Source organism: Leifsonia sp. NCR5 (assembly GCF_002105485.1).
Taxonomy (GTDB): domain Bacteria; phylum Actinomycetota; class Actinomycetes; order Actinomycetales; family Microbacteriaceae; genus Leifsonia.
Map to the genome: position 1 here is coordinate 82,005 of NZ_NCSR01000016.1, position 15,474 is coordinate 97,478.

General features: G+C 69.9%; 18 protein-coding genes. 6 read left to right on the top strand and 12 right to left on the bottom strand.

Going from position 1 to position 15,474, the window contains the following annotated elements; translation table 11 throughout:
* The first annotated feature begins 4 nt into the window (after nucleotides 1-4).
* The gene (locus tag B7438_RS14105) at nucleotides 5-1,195 is read left to right on the top strand and encodes a class I SAM-dependent methyltransferase (protein ID WP_085370235.1); all 1,191 of its coding nucleotides are present in this window, start codon (nucleotides 5-7) and stop codon (nucleotides 1,193-1,195) included.
* Between the two features lie 67 nt (nucleotides 1,196-1,262).
* Here the strand turns inward: B7438_RS14105 and B7438_RS14110 are convergent, their stop codons facing one another.
* The 8 genes from B7438_RS14110 to glmS all read right to left on the bottom strand — a co-directional run bounded on the left by B7438_RS14110 (nucleotide 1,263) and on the right by glmS (nucleotide 8,192).
* Nucleotides 1,263-1,892, bottom strand: a complete 630-nt coding sequence (locus B7438_RS14110; protein ID WP_085370236.1) for a DUF4190 domain-containing protein — start codon at nucleotides 1,890-1,892, stop codon at nucleotides 1,263-1,265.
* 192 nt (nucleotides 1,893-2,084) lie between these two features.
* Complete coding sequence (gene tsaD / locus B7438_RS14115) at nucleotides 2,085-3,167, bottom strand: tRNA (adenosine(37)-N6)-threonylcarbamoyltransferase complex transferase subunit TsaD (RefSeq protein WP_085370237.1); 1,083 nt, start codon at nucleotides 3,165-3,167, stop codon at nucleotides 2,085-2,087.
* Nucleotides 3,164-3,649, bottom strand: a complete 486-nt coding sequence (gene rimI, locus B7438_RS14120) for a ribosomal protein S18-alanine N-acetyltransferase (protein WP_373270199.1) — start codon at nucleotides 3,647-3,649, stop codon at nucleotides 3,164-3,166. Before rimI ends, tsaD begins: the two co-directional genes overlap by 4 nt.
* Entirely contained in the window at nucleotides 3,646-4,266 is a 621-nt protein-coding gene (tsaB, locus tag B7438_RS14125; protein WP_085370238.1) for a tRNA (adenosine(37)-N6)-threonylcarbamoyltransferase complex dimerization subunit type 1 TsaB, read from the bottom strand. Before tsaB ends, rimI begins: the two co-directional genes overlap by 4 nt.
* Before the next feature lie 9 nt (nucleotides 4,267-4,275).
* Complete coding sequence (tsaE, locus tag B7438_RS14130) at nucleotides 4,276-4,818, bottom strand: tRNA (adenosine(37)-N6)-threonylcarbamoyltransferase complex ATPase subunit type 1 TsaE (protein WP_085370239.1); 543 nt, start codon at nucleotides 4,816-4,818, stop codon at nucleotides 4,276-4,278.
* Entirely contained in the window at nucleotides 4,815-5,978 is a 1,164-nt protein-coding gene (gene alr, locus B7438_RS14135) for an alanine racemase (RefSeq protein WP_256922045.1), read from the bottom strand. The genes tsaE and alr overlap by 4 nt, the downstream gene beginning before the upstream one ends.
* Nucleotides 5,975-6,331 carry a holo-ACP synthase gene (locus B7438_RS14140; RefSeq protein WP_085370240.1) on the bottom strand — a complete coding sequence of 119 codons (357 nt, stop codon included), beginning with the start codon at nucleotides 6,329-6,331 and terminating at the stop codon, nucleotides 5,975-5,977. Before B7438_RS14140 ends, alr begins: the two co-directional genes overlap by 4 nt.
* A 10-nt stretch (nucleotides 6,332-6,341) precedes the next feature.
* A complete protein-coding gene (glmS, locus tag B7438_RS14145) occupies nucleotides 6,342-8,192 on the bottom strand; it encodes a glutamine--fructose-6-phosphate transaminase (isomerizing) (protein WP_085370241.1) in 1,851 nt (616 codons plus the stop codon).
* A gap of 43 nt (nucleotides 8,193-8,235) precedes the next feature.
* Between glmS and coaA the strand changes: the two genes are divergently transcribed.
* From coaA to B7438_RS14160, 3 genes are all read left to right on the top strand, one after another.
* Complete coding sequence (gene coaA / locus B7438_RS14150) at nucleotides 8,236-9,201, top strand: type I pantothenate kinase (protein ID WP_085370242.1); 966 nt, start codon at nucleotides 8,236-8,238, stop codon at nucleotides 9,199-9,201.
* A gap of 82 nt (nucleotides 9,202-9,283) precedes the next feature.
* Nucleotides 9,284-9,592 carry a helix-turn-helix domain-containing protein gene (locus B7438_RS14155; RefSeq protein WP_085370243.1) on the top strand — a complete coding sequence of 103 codons (309 nt, stop codon included), beginning with the start codon at nucleotides 9,284-9,286 and terminating at the stop codon, nucleotides 9,590-9,592.
* Between the two features lie 17 nt (nucleotides 9,593-9,609).
* Entirely contained in the window at nucleotides 9,610-9,915 is a 306-nt protein-coding gene (locus B7438_RS14160) for a helix-turn-helix domain-containing protein (protein ID WP_247597133.1), read from the top strand.
* A gap of 13 nt (nucleotides 9,916-9,928) precedes the next feature.
* Here the strand turns inward: B7438_RS14160 and glmM are convergent, their stop codons facing one another.
* From glmM to rplM, 3 genes are read right to left on the bottom strand one after another with little or no spacing between them, the layout of a single operon-like run.
* Nucleotides 9,929-11,290, bottom strand: a complete 1,362-nt coding sequence (gene glmM, locus B7438_RS14165; protein WP_085370244.1) for a phosphoglucosamine mutase — start codon at nucleotides 11,288-11,290, stop codon at nucleotides 9,929-9,931.
* 27 nt (nucleotides 11,291-11,317) lie between these two features.
* Nucleotides 11,318-11,815: a 30S ribosomal protein S9 gene (gene rpsI, locus B7438_RS14170; RefSeq protein ID WP_085370245.1), complete on the bottom strand. Its 498-nt coding sequence runs from the start codon at nucleotides 11,813-11,815 to the stop codon at nucleotides 11,318-11,320.
* A 47-nt stretch (nucleotides 11,816-11,862) separates the two neighbouring features.
* Complete coding sequence (rplM, locus tag B7438_RS14175; RefSeq protein ID WP_055894840.1) at nucleotides 11,863-12,309, bottom strand: 50S ribosomal protein L13; 447 nt, start codon at nucleotides 12,307-12,309, stop codon at nucleotides 11,863-11,865.
* A 258-nt stretch (nucleotides 12,310-12,567) separates the two neighbouring features.
* On the opposite strand from rplM, the gene B7438_RS14180 reads away from it, so the two are divergent.
* Nucleotides 12,568-13,815, top strand: a complete 1,248-nt coding sequence (locus B7438_RS14180; RefSeq protein ID WP_085370257.1) for a sensor histidine kinase — start codon at nucleotides 12,568-12,570, stop codon at nucleotides 13,813-13,815.
* Between the two features lie 56 nt (nucleotides 13,816-13,871).
* A complete protein-coding gene (locus tag B7438_RS14185; protein ID WP_373270200.1) occupies nucleotides 13,872-14,459 on the top strand; it encodes a response regulator in 588 nt (195 codons plus the stop codon).
* Between the two features lie 36 nt (nucleotides 14,460-14,495).
* Here B7438_RS14185 and truA read toward each other — a convergent pair whose 3' ends face one another.
* Entirely contained in the window at nucleotides 14,496-15,365 is an 870-nt protein-coding gene (gene truA, locus B7438_RS14190) for a tRNA pseudouridine(38-40) synthase TruA (protein ID WP_085370247.1), read from the bottom strand.
* Between the last annotated feature and the right edge of the window lie 109 nt (nucleotides 15,366-15,474).

A 15,474-nucleotide genomic window follows, 5' to 3' on the forward strand; every position in this document is an offset into this window, starting at 1 on the left:
GGGCATGGATCGGTCGGAACTCGTCGAGCTGCTCTCCACCGAGGGGCTGCGGCTGCTCGATTCCCTGCCGCCGTACCACTCCGAGCGGGATGTGCTCCGGATGGTCAGCGACCTGCGCAAAGCCGGGCACTCCCCCGGGCTCGTCGCCGCCGTCCTCACCCAGGCGAAACTGCGGTCGAAGGCGAAAGCGAAGTTCGGCCCGTTCGCCGACAGGATGCTGTTCACCGAGGCCGGGCTGGAGCAGGCGACGCGGCTGCCGGTCGCCGCACGCCATGCCGGCCGCTTCCAGGCCGCCGGCCTCGAGCGCGTGGCCGACCTCGGCTGCGGCATCGGCGGTGACGCACTCGCGATCTCCGCGCTCGACATCGACGTGCTCGCCGTCGACGCCGACGAGGTCACCGCGGCCATCGCCAGCTACAACCTCGCCCCGTTCCCCGGCACCACCGTGGAGCACAGGAGGGCGGAGGACGTGGACCTGCGCTCGTTCGACGGCGTCTTCCTCGACCCCGCCAGGCGCACGGCGGGGCACGGCCAGACCTCCCGCCTCACCGATCCGGACGAGTACTCGCCGTCCCTCGGCTTCGCCTTCGAGCTCGCGACGGGCCGCTCGCTCGGCGTGAAGCTCGGCCCCGGCCTCGACCGCGACCTCATCCCGTCGACGGCGGAGGCGCAGTGGGTCTCCGTCGACGGCCAGGTGGTCGAGATGGGCCTGTGGTTCGGCGTGCTTGCGCGCCCCGGCGTCGGCCGCGCAGCACTCGTCATCCGCGGAGACGCTGCCGACGAGTTGACGGCGGCCTCCGACAGCGACGACGCAGAGACCGGCGCGCTCGGCGAATACCTCTACGAACCGGACGGCTCCGTCATCCGGGCCCGCCTGATCGGCGACCTCGCGCGGAGCATCGACGGCAGGATGCTCGCAGACGGCATCGCGTACATCACGTCGGACACCAGGACCGAGACGCCATTCGCCACCGGCTTCCGGGTGGTCGACACCCTCCCGTTCAACGAGCGCGACCTGAAGCGTACGCTCCGGGAGCGCGGGATCGGCACCCTGGAGATCAAGAAGCGCGGCGTGGATGTGGACCCGGCGACCCTGCGCAAGCGCCTGTCCCTGAGCGGTCAGGCGTCCGCGACGCTGCTGCTCACGCGGGTGGCGGGCAAGCACACCGCCCTGCTGGTGGAACGCATCCACTGACCACCGGCGGAGACGACGACGGCCGGGGCACGCTTTCGCGCATCCCGGCCGCCGGAGTCTCTGACGATCAGTACCCGTAGTTGTTGTACGAGGCGCTGAACGCGATCACCGCGATGATGATGATGATCCAGATGATCAGCGAGAAGAGCACGCTGACGAAACCGGTGATGATGCCGGTGAGCCAGAAGCCCTTGGCCGCCGGCTCCTTCCTCTTGCCGATGAAGCCGAGGATGATCGCGGCGACGCCGAACGGGAAACCGATGCCGTACACCCAGCCGAGGACGACACCGATGATGCCGCCGACCATCGACAGGATGCTCAGCGTCGGCGACTTGGCGGGAGCAGCGTACGGCTGCGCGTATCCGGGGGCGGGCTGGCCGTATGCCGGCTGGCCGTACGCCTGCTGCTGCCCGTACGGCTGCTGCTGTCCATACGGCTGCTGACCGTACGGCTGCTGACCGTACGGCTGCTGGGGCTGCTGGCCGTATGCCTGCTGCTGGCCGTACGGCTGCCCGGGCGCCGGCGGCTGCTGACCGTATCCGGCCGGGGGCACGGGCGGCGCGGGAGGCACGGGCGCAGCGGGGGCGGCCTCGGGCGGAACAGGCGGGACGGCGCCGGTCTGTGCGTCGCCGGACGGTGCTTCACCGTTCTGCGCGTTGGGGTCCACCGGCTCCGCCGGCACGTTCGGATCGGTCATGAGACCCTTCTCCTTCAATCCTGAGAAATCGCTGTAACGCAGCCAATGCTGGCAGCGCGGGCACAGGGGTGTCAACGACGTTGCAGTCGGTTCCCCCTGCACACCACCATAGCCACCGGGATGCCCGACCGTGAGCGCTCGCACAGGATTGGGCACCCGGGTACCACGTCGCGCCGTACCGCGGCGCGACCGTCAGCCCGCGACCTGGATCTCCGTCACCGGCAGTGTCGAGTCCGCCGAGAATCCGAGGGTGCTCGGCTCGTGGCCCGCCATGATCAGCTGCGCGCCGAGCGCCGCGATCATTGCGCCGTTGTCCGTGCACAGCGACAAGTCCGGGATGCGCAGGGCGACCCCGGCTGCCGTCGCGCGTTCCTGCGCCACCTGACGCACCCGCGCGTTCGCGACGACCCCTCCGCCGAGCAGCAGCCGCGGCACGCCGTGGTCGGCGCAGGCGGCGAGCGCCTTCGTGATCAGCACATCCACGACGGCCTCGCGGAACGATGCAGCGACGTCGGCGACGGGAACCGGCTCTCCGGCGTCCTGCTTCTGCTCGACCCAGCGGGCGACCGCCGTCTTGAGGCCGGAGAACGAGAAGTCGTAGCGGTGGTGCTCCAGGTCTTTCGGCTTGGTGAGGCCGCGCGGGAACCGGATCGCCTTCGGGTCGCCGTCGACGGCGACCCTGTCGATCTGCGGGCCGCCCGGATACGGCAGGCCGAGCACGCGTGCCACCTTGTCGAACGCCTCGCCGGCCGCGTCGTCGATGGTCTCGCCGAGCAGCTCGACGTCGGAGACGAGGTCGCGCACCAGGAGCAGCGAGGTGTGGCCGCCGGAGACGAGGAGCGCGATGGTCGGCAGCTCGACGGGGTGGCCCTGGCCCCCGTGGGCGTCGAGCAGGTCGGCCCCGACGTGGCCGACCAGGTGGTTCACGGCGTACACCGGCTTGCCGAGCGACAGCGCGAGCGCCTTCGCCGCCCCGACGCCGACCATGAGCGCGCCGGACAGGCCCGGCCCGCTGGTGACCGCAACGGCGTCGATGTCCGCCAGCTCGATGCCCGCGTCGGCGACCGCCGTGCGGAGCGTGGGGGTGAGCGCTTCGAGGTGGGCGCGCGCGGCGACCTCGGGCACGACGCCGCCGTAGCGGGCGTGCTCGTCCATCGACGACGCGATGGTGTTGGCGAGCAGCCTGGTGCCGCGCACGATGCCGATGCCGGTCTCGTCGCAGGAGGTCTCGATGCCGAGAACGAGCGGGTCGCGCGTGTTCATGCTCGTGGTCATGCTGTGGTCGTCTCCGGGGTCGGGACGGCGAGACGCATGACGATCGCGTCGACGCCGTCCGGCTGGTAGTAGCGGGGCCGCACGCCGATCTCCTCGAAACCGAGCTCGCGGTACAGGCTCTGCGCTCCGGGGTTGTCCGCCCGCACCTCGAGGAACACCTCGCGTGCTCCACGCTTCCTCGCCTCACCGATCAGCGAGAGCATCAGCACCCTGCCGAGCCCGCGGCGCCGCGCGTGCGGTGCGACGGCGATGGTCTGGATGTCCCCCTCGCCGGCCCCCTGCGGTGCTAGCAGTCCCGCGTAGCCGTCGATGCGCTCCGGATGCTCCGGCTCGAACGCCACCAGGTAGTACCCGTTCGCGCTCGCCACCTCCGAGCGCATCGAGTGCTCCGACCAGGCGTCGGAGACGAACGTCGCGCGCTCCAGCTGCATGATCGCATCCACGTCGTCGTCTGTGGCACGCCGGAGCTGCCAGGCGGTCACGCGCTCACCCGCTTCGGACCGTTCGAGAGCGTCACGTCCGGAGAGCGGAGGTAAAGCGGCTCGTCGGCGTCGAACGGCAGCCCGTTCGCGAATCGCAGCTCGGCGATCATCCCGAGCGCTCCCGCGGAGACCGTGGAGGCGTCGAACCTCTCCATCCCCGCGTGCGGCAGGTCGTCCGGCTTGGTGAGCCCCGGCCCGTCGAGCCGGATCGGGAGACCGTGCTCGTCCGTGCCGGAGTACGCCGACCAGTAGAGCTCCCTGCGCCGGGCGTCGGTGACCACCAGCAGGTCGCCCGTCGCGCCCGCGCGGGAGCGCTCGAACGCGACGGCGTCGTGGCTGACCACCGGGACCAGGGGCTTGCCCGCTCCGAACGCGAACGCCTTCGCCGCGGCGATGCCGACCCGCAGACCGGTGAACGGCCCTGGTCCCATCCCGGCGACGACGCCGGACAGTGCGCTCACGGGCACTCCGGACTCCGCGAGGACCGCCTCGATCAGCTCCCCGATGACCTCGGCGTGACGCATCGTGTCCGCCTCGGTGCGCTCGGCGATGATCCAGCGGTCACGGTCGACCACGGCGACACTCGTTCCGGCGGAGGTGTCGATGGCGAGAAGCATGGATCAAGCCTAAACGGGTTCCGGCGCGGCAGCCGCGGCCCAGCGCGGACCGAAGCCGGTCACCGTCACGGTGCGCGGCTCGTCGGCGTCGAGCTCGGCGTCCTCGCCGTCCTCCACGTCGCCATCATCCCCGTCGGCCGCCGCAGCGCCCGTCGGCCGCGCGATCTCCACCTCGAGCCACGACTCCGCGACCCCGTCGAGCATCCCGCTGCCCCACTCGACCACCACGACGGAGCGGGCGAAGTCGATGTCGAGGTCGTCGAGCTCCAGCGCGCTGCCGAGCCGGTACGCATCCACGTGCACGAGGGGCGGGCCTCCGACGACACTGGGATGCGTCCTCGCCAGCACGAACGTCGGGCTCGTCACCGGCCCGCGCACCTGCAGCCCGTCGCCGATCCCGCGGGTCATCGTGGTCTTGCCTGCGCCGAGCGGACCGCTCAGCACGACCAGGTCGCCGGCGTGCAGGATCGCGGAGAGCTCGACGCCGAACGTGTGCATCTCCGCCGCCGTGGGCACCACGCGCGTCGCGGGAGGCCAGAGGTAACCGGTCACGGCATTCCCACGTAGCGGCGGCGCACCCTGGCTCCGATGCGCGTCACGATCTCGTAGTTGATGGTGCCTGCCGCCTCTGCCCAGTCGTCGGCCGAGGGGACACCGGTGGCCGGGTCGCCGAACAGCACGACCCGGTCGCCGACCTGCACGGGGTGATCGTCGATGTCGACGACGAACTGGTCCATCGCGATCCGGCCGGAGACGCGGAACGTCGCCCCGCCGATCGACACTGGCGCCCGGTTGGACGCGTGCCGGGGGATGCCCTCCGCATAGCCGAGCGGGACGAGCGCCAGCGAGGTGTCACCGGAGGTGCGGTAGGTGTAGTCGTACGAGACGCCGGTGCCGGACGGCACGCGGCGCACGGCGGCGACGCTCCCGCACAACGTCATCACCGGACGCAGCCCGAGGTCGGCGCTCGACCGGCCGGCGAGCGGCGACAGACCGTAGATTGTGACGCCGAGACGCACCAGGTTGAACCGGGCATCCGGGATGGTCAGGGCAGCGGCGGACGCGGCGAGGTGCCGCAGCTCGGGCGTGAGCCCGGCGGCCGCCGCCCGGTCGAGGCCCCTGCTGTACACGGCGACAGCGGCGCGATCGTCGTCGGGAGACGCGTTCGAGACGTGACTGAAGATGCCTCGCACGACGATGTCACCCGCCTGCTCCAGCGCGCGTGCCCTGGCGAACGCGGCATCCCACTGCGGTTCGGAGATCCCGTTGCGGCTGAGCCCCGTCTCGAGCTTCAGCTGCACGAACGCCTGGCCGTGCAGCTCACCGCGTTCCACGAGGGACCTGCGGGCTGCGGCGACCGCCTCCAGCTGCTCCACCGACGAGACGCCGATGTCGACCCCGGCCGCGATGGCCGGCGCGAAGTCCACCTCCGGATCGTGCAGCCAGGCCAGCAGCGGAGCGTCGATGCCCGCATCCCGCAACTGCAGCGCCTCCGTCAGGTCGGCGACACCGAGCCAGTCCGCTCCCCCGGCGAGCGCGGCACGCGCGCACTCGACGGCGCCGTGACCGTACGCGTTCGCCTTGACCACCGCCATCACGTGCTCCGTGCCGACCAGCTCGCGCAGGTGGGCGACGTTGGCGGCGAGCGCGCCCAGGTCGATCACCGCCTCGCGGAAGTCCGCCCGTTCTCCGGCAGGATGCCCGATGGTCACTTCTCCCTCTCCGTCACGACGAACGCCGTTGCAACACCGGCATCGTGCGACATCGTCACGTGGATGTGCGCGATCCCCCGGTCACGCACATCCCGCTCGACGACGTTGTGCAGCACGAACCCCGGATTGCGGTCGTCGTCCGACACGATCTCCATGTCGTGCCAGCGCACCCCCTCCGAGCCACCGAGTGCCTTGATGAGCGCCTCCTTGGCCGCGAAGCGCGCGGCGAGCGAGTGCACGGGAAGTCCACGCTCCGCCTCGGTGAAGAGCCGTTCGCGCAGGCGCGGCGTCCTCTCCAACGAGCGGGCGAAGCGTTCCAGGTCGACGACGTCGACCCCGATCCCGGCGATCACGGCTGTCCGGCTACTCGACGGTGACGGACTTGGCCAGGTTGCGCGGCTGGTCCACGTCGAGTCCCTTCGCCGCCGACAGCTCCATGGCGAAGATCTGCAGCGGAACGACGGCCAGCAGCGGCTCGAACAGCGGTGCGGCCAGCGGGATGCGGATGACCTCGTCGGCGAACGGGAGGACGGCGGCGTCGCCTGCTTCGGCGATCGCGATGACGCGGGCGCCACGGGCGCGGATCTCCTGGATGTTCGAGACAACCTTCTTGTGCATCTCGTCCGACCAGCGTGGGCTGGGGACGACGACGAACACCGGCTGACCGGGCTCGATGAGCGCGATCGGGCCGTGCTTCAGCTCGCCGGCCGCGAAGCCCTCCGCGTGGATGTACGCCAGCTCCTTGAGCTTGAGCGCACCCTCGAGGGCGATCGGGTATCCGACGTGACGGCCGAGGAAGAGCACCGAGCGGGTGTCGGACATCCACCTGGCCAGCTGGGCGATGGTGTCGTGCGACTCGAGCACGGAGGCGATCTTCTCCGGAACGGCCTGCAGCTCGTCGATGGCGTCGTGCTGCTGGGCCTCGGACAGTGTGCCGCGCACGCGGGCCAGGTGCAGGCCGAACAGGTAGAGCGCCGTGATCTGGGCGACGAACGCCTTGGTCGACGCGACGGCGACCTCTGGGCCGGCGTGCGTGTAGAGCGCGGCGTCCGACTCGCGCGGGATGGTCGCACCCTGCGTGTTGCAGACCGAGATGGCGGTCGCGCCGGCCTCGCGGGCGTACTTGACGGCCATCAGCGTGTCCATGGTCTCGCCGGACTGGCTGATCGAGATGACCAGCGTTCCGTCGGTGATGACCGGCTCGCGGTAGCGGAACTCGTGGCTCAGCTCGACCGTGACGGGGACGCGCGCCCACTTCTCGATGGCGTAGCTGCCCACCAGACCGGCGTAGGCCGCCGTCCCGCAGGCGATGATCGTGATGCGGTCGATGGTGGCGAGCTTGTCGTCGCCGAGCACGTCCAGCTCCGGGATGTGCACCGTTCCGTCGACCAGACGGCCGCGCAGGGTGTTGGCGACGGCGTCCGGCTCCTCGGCGATCTCCTTCGCCATGAACGACGACCAGCCGCCCTTCTCTGCGGCGGAGGCGTCCCAGGCGATCTCGAACGGCTCGACCTCGACCGGAGCGCCGGAGAAGTCGGTGACGGTGACCGCATCCGGGGTGATGGTCACGATCTGGTCCTGGCCGATTGCCAGCGCGTTGCGGGTGTGCTCGACGAAGGCGGCGACGTCGGAGCCGAGGAAGTTCTCTCCGTCGCCCAGACCGATCACGAGGGGCGAGTTGCGGCGGGCGCCGACCACGACGTGCGGCTGGTCCTTGTGCAGGGCGAGCAGGGTGAACGCGCCCTCCAAGCGCGAGACGACGCGCTGGAACGCCTCGTTCAGGTCACCCGTCCTGCGGTACTCGCGGCCGAGGAGCACAGCGGCGACCTCGGTGTCGGTCTCCGACTCGAAGGTGAAGCCGTCGGCGAGCAGTTCGTCGCGCAGCGTGGCGAAGTTCTCGATGATGCCGTTGTGGATGACGGCGAGCTTGCCGTCGTCTCCGAGGTGCGGGTGCGCGTTGCGGTCGGTCGGGCCGCCGTGCGTCGCCCAGCGGGTGTGGCCGATGCCCGTTCCGCCGTTCGGGATGGGGTGCGCATCCAGTTCGTCGGCGAGCGCGGACAGCTTGCCGGCCTTCTTCGCTGTGCCCAACTGACCGTCCGGGCCGATCACGGCGATACCCGCCGAGTCGTACCCGCGGTACTCCAGACGCTTCAGGCCGCCGAGCAGGACCTCAACACTCTTGTCGGTACCGACGTACCCCACGATTCCACACATGCTGCCGATTTTAGCCTGGCGCGACACCCTAGACTTGTCGCCTATGGCGGTGAACGGCGCAGCACAGGGCGTATCCACAGGCAACGGCGACTCGTCCCCGTTCGTCGAGCTGAGCAGAGCCGACTGGGCCGACCTCGCCCAGAGCACCCGCCTCCCGCTCAAAGAAACCGAGATCGTGCAGCTGCGCGGCCTCGGCGATCCGCTCGACATGCGCGAGGTCGAAGAGGTCTACCTGCCACTCAGCCGCCTCCTGAACCTCTACGTCGGAGGCGCGAAGCAGCTGCACAGGGTGACCAGCCAGTTCCTCGGGGAGCGGGCGGCGAGCACGCCGTTCGTCATCGGCGTCGCCGGTTCCGTGGCCGTCGGCAAGTCGACGATCGCCCGCCTGATGCGCGAACTGCTGTCCCGCTGGGACGACACCCCGCGCGTCGAGCTCGTCACCACGGACGGCTTCCTGCTGCCCAACGCCGAGCTGGAGCGCCGCGGCCTGATGGAGCGCAAAGGCTTCCCGGAGTCCTACGACCGCAAGGCGCTGCTGCGCTTCGTCACCGCCGTCAAGAGCGGGGCCGCCGAGGTGCGGGCGCCGTTCTACTCCCACCTCAGCTACGACATCGTCCCCGACGCCGAGATCGTGGTGCGGCGGCCGGATGTGCTCATCGTCGAGGGGCTCAACGTGCTGCAGCCGGCAGGGGGAGGCAACCAGCTCGCCGTCAGTGACCTCTTCGACTTCTCCGTCTACGTGGATGCCCGCACCCGCGACATCGCCAACTGGTACCAGGAGCGGTTCCTCAAGCTGCAGCGGGGCGCGTTCGCCAACCCCAAGTCGTACTTCCACCGCTTCTCGCAACTCACCGAGGAGCAGGCGAGGGCGCGTGCATCCAGCATCTGGGAGTCGATCAACGAGCCGAACCTCACCCAGAACATCCGGCCGACGCGCTCGCGCGCCAAGCTGGTGCTGCGCAAGGGCGCCGACCACGCGGTGAGCTCCGTGCTGCTGCGCAAACTCTGACCCGGGCGTAAATGCCTCAGGTGTTCATCACCACCGTTTCTACGCTCTGGTATTCAAAGCGCGTGTGATTCCATCATGGGGTATGGCCGCCCCACACTCCCGCGCCGCCGAGCTGTTCGGCGTACGCGTCCGCGCGGCCAGAATCGCCCTCGGCCTCAGCCAGGAGGACGCTGCGCACCTCGCCGACATGCACTCCACGAACTACGGACGGATCGAGCGCGGAGAGGCGAACGCCGAACTGCACACGATCGTGCGCCTCGCGACCGCGCTCAATGTCGACCCCGGCGACCTGCTGAAGGGCCTGTACGGCGACGAGCTGCTGCCGAAGCGCACGCGCGCATACTCCGTCGCCGACTTCATCGCATCCAGAAAGGCGGACGGCGGCCACTGAGCCGACCGGAGGACACCGTGCCAGAACAGCGCTCGAACGCCGCAGGGATCATCGGCGACCGCATCCGGGATGCGCGCCTCACCTTCGGCCTGCCGCAGAGCGACATCGCGCACCTCGCCGGGATGGACGTCGCCAACTACGGCAAGCTGGAGCGCGGCCAGAGCAACCCGACGCTCGAGACGCTGGTGCAGGTGGCCACCGTGCTCGGCGTCGACCTCGGCGCGCTCACGTCCGGCCTCAGCGGCCTGGACATGCTTCCGCCGTCCGAGAGCGTGTTCACGGCCGCGGACTTCCTCGAAGCCCGCGGCCGCCGAACCCGCTAGAAACGCGAACCGGCTAGAAGGACAGCCGTTCGCGGACGACCGTGGCGAGTTCCTCCGCCAGGCGTTCCGCCGTGTGGATGTCCGCCGCCTCGACCATGACGCGCACGAGGGGCTCGGTGCCCGACGGACGCAGCAGCACCCGTCCGGTGTCCCCGAGGGCCGCCTCCGCGGTCTGCACGGCCGCCTTGAGGCCGTCGTCGGTGTGCACGGCGTGGTGGTCAACGTTCTTCACGTTCACCATCACCTGCGGGTACACCGTCATGACCTGGGCGAGCTCGGCCAGCGACTTGCGCTGACGCGCCATCTCGCTGAGCAGGTGCAGCCCGGTCAGAATGCCGTCGCCGGTCGTGGCGAACTCGCGCATGATGACGTGCCCGGACTGCTCGCCGCCGAGCGAGTAGTCGTTCTGGTTCATCTCTTCGAGCACGTACCGGTCGCCGACCGCCGTCTCGACCATCCGGATGCCGTTGTCGCGCATCGCGAGCTTGAGCCCGAGGTTGCTCATCACCGTCGCCACGAGCGTGTTGTCGCGCAGCTTGCCGCGCTCCTTCATGCCGAGGGCGAGGATCGCCATGATCTGGTCGCCGTCGACGACGTTGCCGTTCGCGTCGATCGCGAGGCACCGGTCTGCGTCTCCGTCGTGGGCGATGCCGACGTCCGCGCCGGCCGCGAGGACCGCCGCAGCCAGGTTGTCGAGGTGGGTCGAACCGACACCGTCGTTGATGTTCATGCCGTCCGGCGAGTCGCCGATGACGGTGACGCGGGCTCCCGCGTCCGTGAACACCTCGGGCGAGACGCCGGCCGCCGCGCCGTGGGCGCAGTCGAGCACGACGTGGATGCCGTCGAGGCGGTGCGGGAGGCTGCCGAGCAGGTGCAGGACGTAGCGGTCCTCGGCGTCTGCGAAGCGGCGGATGCGCCCGACGCCGGCACCGGTCGGGGCGAGCTTCTCGAGGGAGAGGTGCTCCTCGATGCGGTTCTCGACCACATCCGGGAGCTTGGTGCCTCCGCGGGCGAAGATCTTGATGCCGTTGTCCGGCGCAGGGTTGTGGGACGCGGACACCATGACGCCGAAGTCGGCGTCGAAGTCCGCGATCAGGAACGCCGCGGCAGGCGTCGGGATGACCCCGGCGTCGTACACGTCGACACCGGAGCTGGCGAGCCCGGCGGACACGGCCGCAGAGATGAACTCGCCCGAGACGCGAGGGTCACGGGCGACGATCGCCGTCGGGCGCTTGCCCGCGGCACGCCGCGCCTCGGCGCTGCGGCCTTGCGTCAGGACAGCAGCAGCTGCCTGAGCAAGGCCGAGCGCGAGGTCGGCGGTGAGACTACCGTTTGCGAGTCCGCGGACTCCGTCGGTACCGAAGAGGCGTGGCATGAACCGAAGCCTAAGCGCTCTCGACGCTTAGCGCTTGGAGAACTGCGACGCCTTGCGGGCCTTCTTGAGACCGGCCTTCTTGCGCTCGATGACGCGAGCGTCACGAGTGAGGAAGCCGGCCTTCTTCAGGGTGGGACGGTTGTTGTCGCGGTCGATCTCGTTGAGGGCACGAGCGATCGCGAGACGCAGCGCGCCGGCCTGGCCGGAAGGGCCACCGCCGGTGATGCGTGCGACGACGTCGTAGCCGCCGATGAGGTCGAGGACCTTGAACGGGTCGGTGATCAGCTGCTGGTGCAGCTTGTTCGGGAAGTAGTCGGCGAACTCACGGCCGTTGACCGTGATGGTGCCGGAGCCCGGGACGAGGCGCGCGCGGGCGATGGCCTGCTTGCGACGGCCGACGGCCGCACCGGGAACGGTGAGGACGGGGCGCTGCGTCTGGGGGGCCTCGGAGGCCGGGGTCTCGGTCGAGTAGGACTCGACGTTGTCGGCCTGGGCCGACTCGATGCTGTCTGCGATCTTCGCCACGATGGTGATAATCCTTTATCTCTGAGTCTGAAAGGTCTGTCGGTCGCTTACTGAGCGACCTGGCCGAGGGTGTACGGCTTCGGCTGCTGGGCGGCGTGCGGGTGCTCGCTGCCCGTGTAGACCTTCAGCTTGCGGAGCTGGGCGCGGCCGATCGAGTTCTTCGGGAGCATTCCGCGGACGGCCTTCTCCACAGCGCGGATCGGGTTCTTCTCGAGGAGCTCGGCGTACGTCACGGCGGTGAGGCCGCCCGGGTAACCGGAGTGGCGGTACGCCTTCTTCTGCGCAGCCTTGGCGCCGGTGAGGGCGACCTTGTCCGCGTTGACGATGATGACGAAGTCGCCGGAGTCCATGTGCGGGGCGAAGGTCGCCTTGTGCTTTCCACGGAGGAGAGCGGCGGTGTGGCTGGCGAGACGGCCGAGCACGACGTCAGTCGCGTCGATGATGACCCAGTCGCGCTGGATCTCGTCTGCCTTCGGGGTGTAAGTGCGCGTCACAGTAGTGGCTGCTTTCTGTATCGAACGGAGGTGTTCGTGAATCCCACTCCCTGGCTGTTCCGCTCCTGATGAGGAGGGAACCTGCCCTTCGGAGGGCTCACGTTCGCGTGTCGCACCGCAGAGGCGCGGACACCAAAGATCAATAGTACGCGACAGGCGGGATGCCGGTCAAACCGTGGGCGGGACGGGCTCAGCCCCAGGGCTGAATTCGGGGCAGAAACCGTGCGGCGACGGTCCCGGCACTCTAGCGTGATCGGCATGGTCAAGCTCCTCCCCCACGCTCAGCGGTACATCGAGCCCGTGGTCGCCGTCGCCTTCTTCCTGTTCTGGGCATTCGCCGAGGTCGGGCGGCATCAGATCCTTCCCGGATTCCTGCGCAGCGCCCTCCCCTGGTGGGCGGCGCTGCTCGGCGTCGCGTTCGCCATCGCCGTGGCGCGGATCTGGCCGATGGTCGCGATGGCGGTCTGCACCGCAGTGGTGATCGGCCAGCTGCTCGTCCCCGCTGGCGCCTTCTCGTCCACCGACTGGCCGATCTCGTTCGGCTACCTGGTGGTGATCGTTGGCGTGAGCGCGAGCATCCGGGATCGGTGGCGCCCGCTGTCGTTCGCGTTCGCGCTGGGGCTCGCCGTCGCGGTCGCCGGGCTGCTCATCTCCGGGCCACGGCTCGACTGGTACGGCCCGTTCGGAGACACGAACGGCAACGTCGGCACGATCGTGGTCAACCGGGTGATCCTGTTCGCCGTCGCGATCCTGCTGGCCGTCGGCGCGTGGCTCCTCGGCTTCTTCGGTCGCGCGTGGCAGCAGAAGCTGCACAGCGACGCGCTCCTCGCCAAGACGACGGACGAGCTGCACAGCGCGGAGGTCGACCTGCTGGTGTCGCAGGAGCGCGACCGCATCGCCCAGGATGTGCACGACATCATGGCGCACTCCCTCTCGGTGATCATCGCCCAGGCCGACGGCGCGCGCTTCGTCGCCCCCGCACGTCCGGAGGCGGTCGCCGAGTCGCTGGAGAACATCGCAGCGTCGGCGCGCACGTCGCTGACCGAGGTGCGGATGCTCATCCAGACCCTCGTCGCCGACCCCGTCGGGCACTCGACTCCGACCGTCGACGACATCGACGAACTGGTCGACCGGATGCGCACAGCGGGGCTCGACGTGCAGCTCGAGGAGTTCGGAGAGAGGGAGCACCTCACCGGCACCCAGCAGCTCGCCGTCTACCGCATCGTGCAGGAGAGCCTCACGAACGCGCTCAAGCACGCCGGAGCGGAGCCGTCCGCGTGCATCTCGCTGGACTGGCGCGGCCAGGGGCTCTCCATCGCCGTCTCGTCCAGCGGCACGGCGACCGAACGTCCGCAGCAGACCACAACGTCGCGCGGACTGTACGGGATGCACGAGCGCGCCAGGCTCGCCGGCGGCTGGCTCACAGCGGGAGAGGACGACGAGGTGCCCGGCGGCTACGTGGTCGCGGCGTTCATCCCCACCGCTCCCCTGGAGCAGGCGTCGTGAGCGCGATCCGGGTGGCGGTGGTCGACGACCAGGTGCTGTTCTGCTCCGGGCTCGCCATGCTGATCGAGTCGCAGGCCGACCTGGAGTTCACCGGGTCGGCGCACGACGGGATGGCCGCCGTCGACCTCGTCGAGCGCGAACGACCGGAGGTGGTGCTGATGGATGTGCGGATGCCGCTGCTCGACGGCATCGCCGCGACAGAGCGCATCCTGTCGGGGTCGACGGCGGACGACGCTCCGAAGATCATCGTGCTCACCACGTTCCAGCGCGACGAGGCCGTCGCCCGCGCCCTGCGCGCCGGAGCATCCGGCTTCATCATGAAGGACACGACGCCCGAGTTCGTCCTCGCCGCGATCCGGACCGTCGCCGCCGGTCACGCGGTGATCGCGCCGAAAGACGCTGCCGAGTTGTTCGGCGCCCATCGGCGGCCACCGGCCCCGGATGCGATCGCCGACCTGTCCGTGCGGGAGAGGGAGGTCTTCCTGCTCGCCGCCCGCGGCCTGAGCAACGCGGAGGTGGGACAGACCGCGTTCATCAGCGAGGCCACCGTGAAGAGCCACATGCGCAGCATCCTCGCCAAGCTCGGCCTGGCATCGCGGGTGCAGCTGGTCGCGTTCGCGTACGAGAACGGGCTGGTGCGCTGAGCCGGGACGACAGCGCTGTGGATGCAGGGGCCGGGCCTACAGCGTCCGCATCGCCCTGGTCTGCAGCGCGCGGAGCGCGAGCCCCACGTCGTCCGGGTAGCCGACCTGTTTCAGCGTCAGGCCTCGCGCCGGCATCACCTTGAACGCGTTGGTGCGCTGCCGGTCGTCGCGCAGCGCGATCAGTTCCTCCGCCGCCAGCCTGCCCTCGCCGACCGCGACGCACGCTCCGACCAGGGCGCGCACCATGCTGTGGCAGAACGCGTCGGCTTTCACCTCTGCGACCAGCACGCCGTCGTCGTCCTTGGTCCAGCCGAAACTCTGCAGCGTCCGGATGGTCGTCGCCCCGTCGCGGGGTTTGCAGTAGCTGGCGAAGTCGTGGAGTCCGAGCAGGCCGAGCGCGGCCGCATCCATCGCCTCGACGTCGAGCTCCGCCGAGACCCACGCCGTGCGGTGCCGCTGCAGCGGGTCGTGGAGGGCGACGGCGTCGGCGACCCGGTACTCGTAGCGACGCCAGATGGCCGAGAAGCGCGCGTCGAAGCCCTCGGGTGCGACGGTCACCCCGGTCAGGATGACGTCGGCGACGGGGCCGAGCACGCCGTTGACGCGTCTCCGCAGTGCCTCGCCGAGCGGGAACTGCTGGTGCGTGCCCCTGCGGCGCTGCAGGCTCGCGACCTGCGCATCCGTCAGGTCGACGTGGGCGACCTGGCCGGTCGCGTGCACGCCGGCGTCCGTGCGCCCGGCGACGGTGAGCGTCGGGGCGTCGCCGTGCCTCCGGAAGATCGTCGCGAACGCCGCCTCGATCTCTCCCTGCACCGTCCGCAGCCCCGGCTGCCGTCCCCAGCCGTTGAAATCGGTGCCCTGGTACGCGATATCGAGGCGGAATCGGGTCGTCGACTGGTCTTCCACACCTCGATTCTACGGAAGCGGCAACGACTGTCAGGAGCCGTTGCTATCGTGGTCCCTTCGCGATCCCCCGACCCGCTATGACTCCACAGACTTCCCCCTCCCCCAGCAC

Excerpts from the sequence above, each read along its gene's own strand:
- B7438_RS14105 (WP_085370235.1), top strand. The coding sequence starts at position 5 with ATGGATCGGTCGGAACTCGTCGAGCTGCTCTCCACCGAGGGGCTGCGG.
- B7438_RS14110 (WP_085370236.1), bottom strand. The coding sequence starts at position 1,892 with ATGACCGATCCGAACGTGCCGGCGGAGCCGGTGGACCCCAACGCGCAG.
- tsaD (WP_085370237.1), bottom strand. The coding sequence starts at position 3,167 with ATGACCACGAGCATGAACACGCGCGACCCGCTCGTTCTCGGCATCGAG.
- tsaB (WP_085370238.1), bottom strand. The coding sequence starts at position 4,266 with ATGCTTCTCGCCATCGACACCTCCGCCGGAACGAGTGTCGCCGTGGTC.
- glmS (WP_085370241.1), bottom strand. The coding sequence starts at position 8,192 with ATGTGTGGAATCGTGGGGTACGTCGGTACCGACAAGAGTGTTGAGGTC.
- coaA (WP_085370242.1), top strand. The coding sequence starts at position 8,236 with ATGGCGGTGAACGGCGCAGCACAGGGCGTATCCACAGGCAACGGCGAC.
- B7438_RS14155 (WP_085370243.1), top strand. The coding sequence starts at position 9,284 with ATGGCCGCCCCACACTCCCGCGCCGCCGAGCTGTTCGGCGTACGCGTC.
- glmM (WP_085370244.1), bottom strand. The coding sequence starts at position 11,290 with ATGCCACGCCTCTTCGGTACCGACGGAGTCCGCGGACTCGCAAACGGT.
- B7438_RS14180 (WP_085370257.1), top strand. The coding sequence starts at position 12,568 with ATGGTCAAGCTCCTCCCCCACGCTCAGCGGTACATCGAGCCCGTGGTC.
- B7438_RS14185 (WP_373270200.1), top strand. The coding sequence starts at position 13,872 with ATGCTGATCGAGTCGCAGGCCGACCTGGAGTTCACCGGGTCGGCGCAC.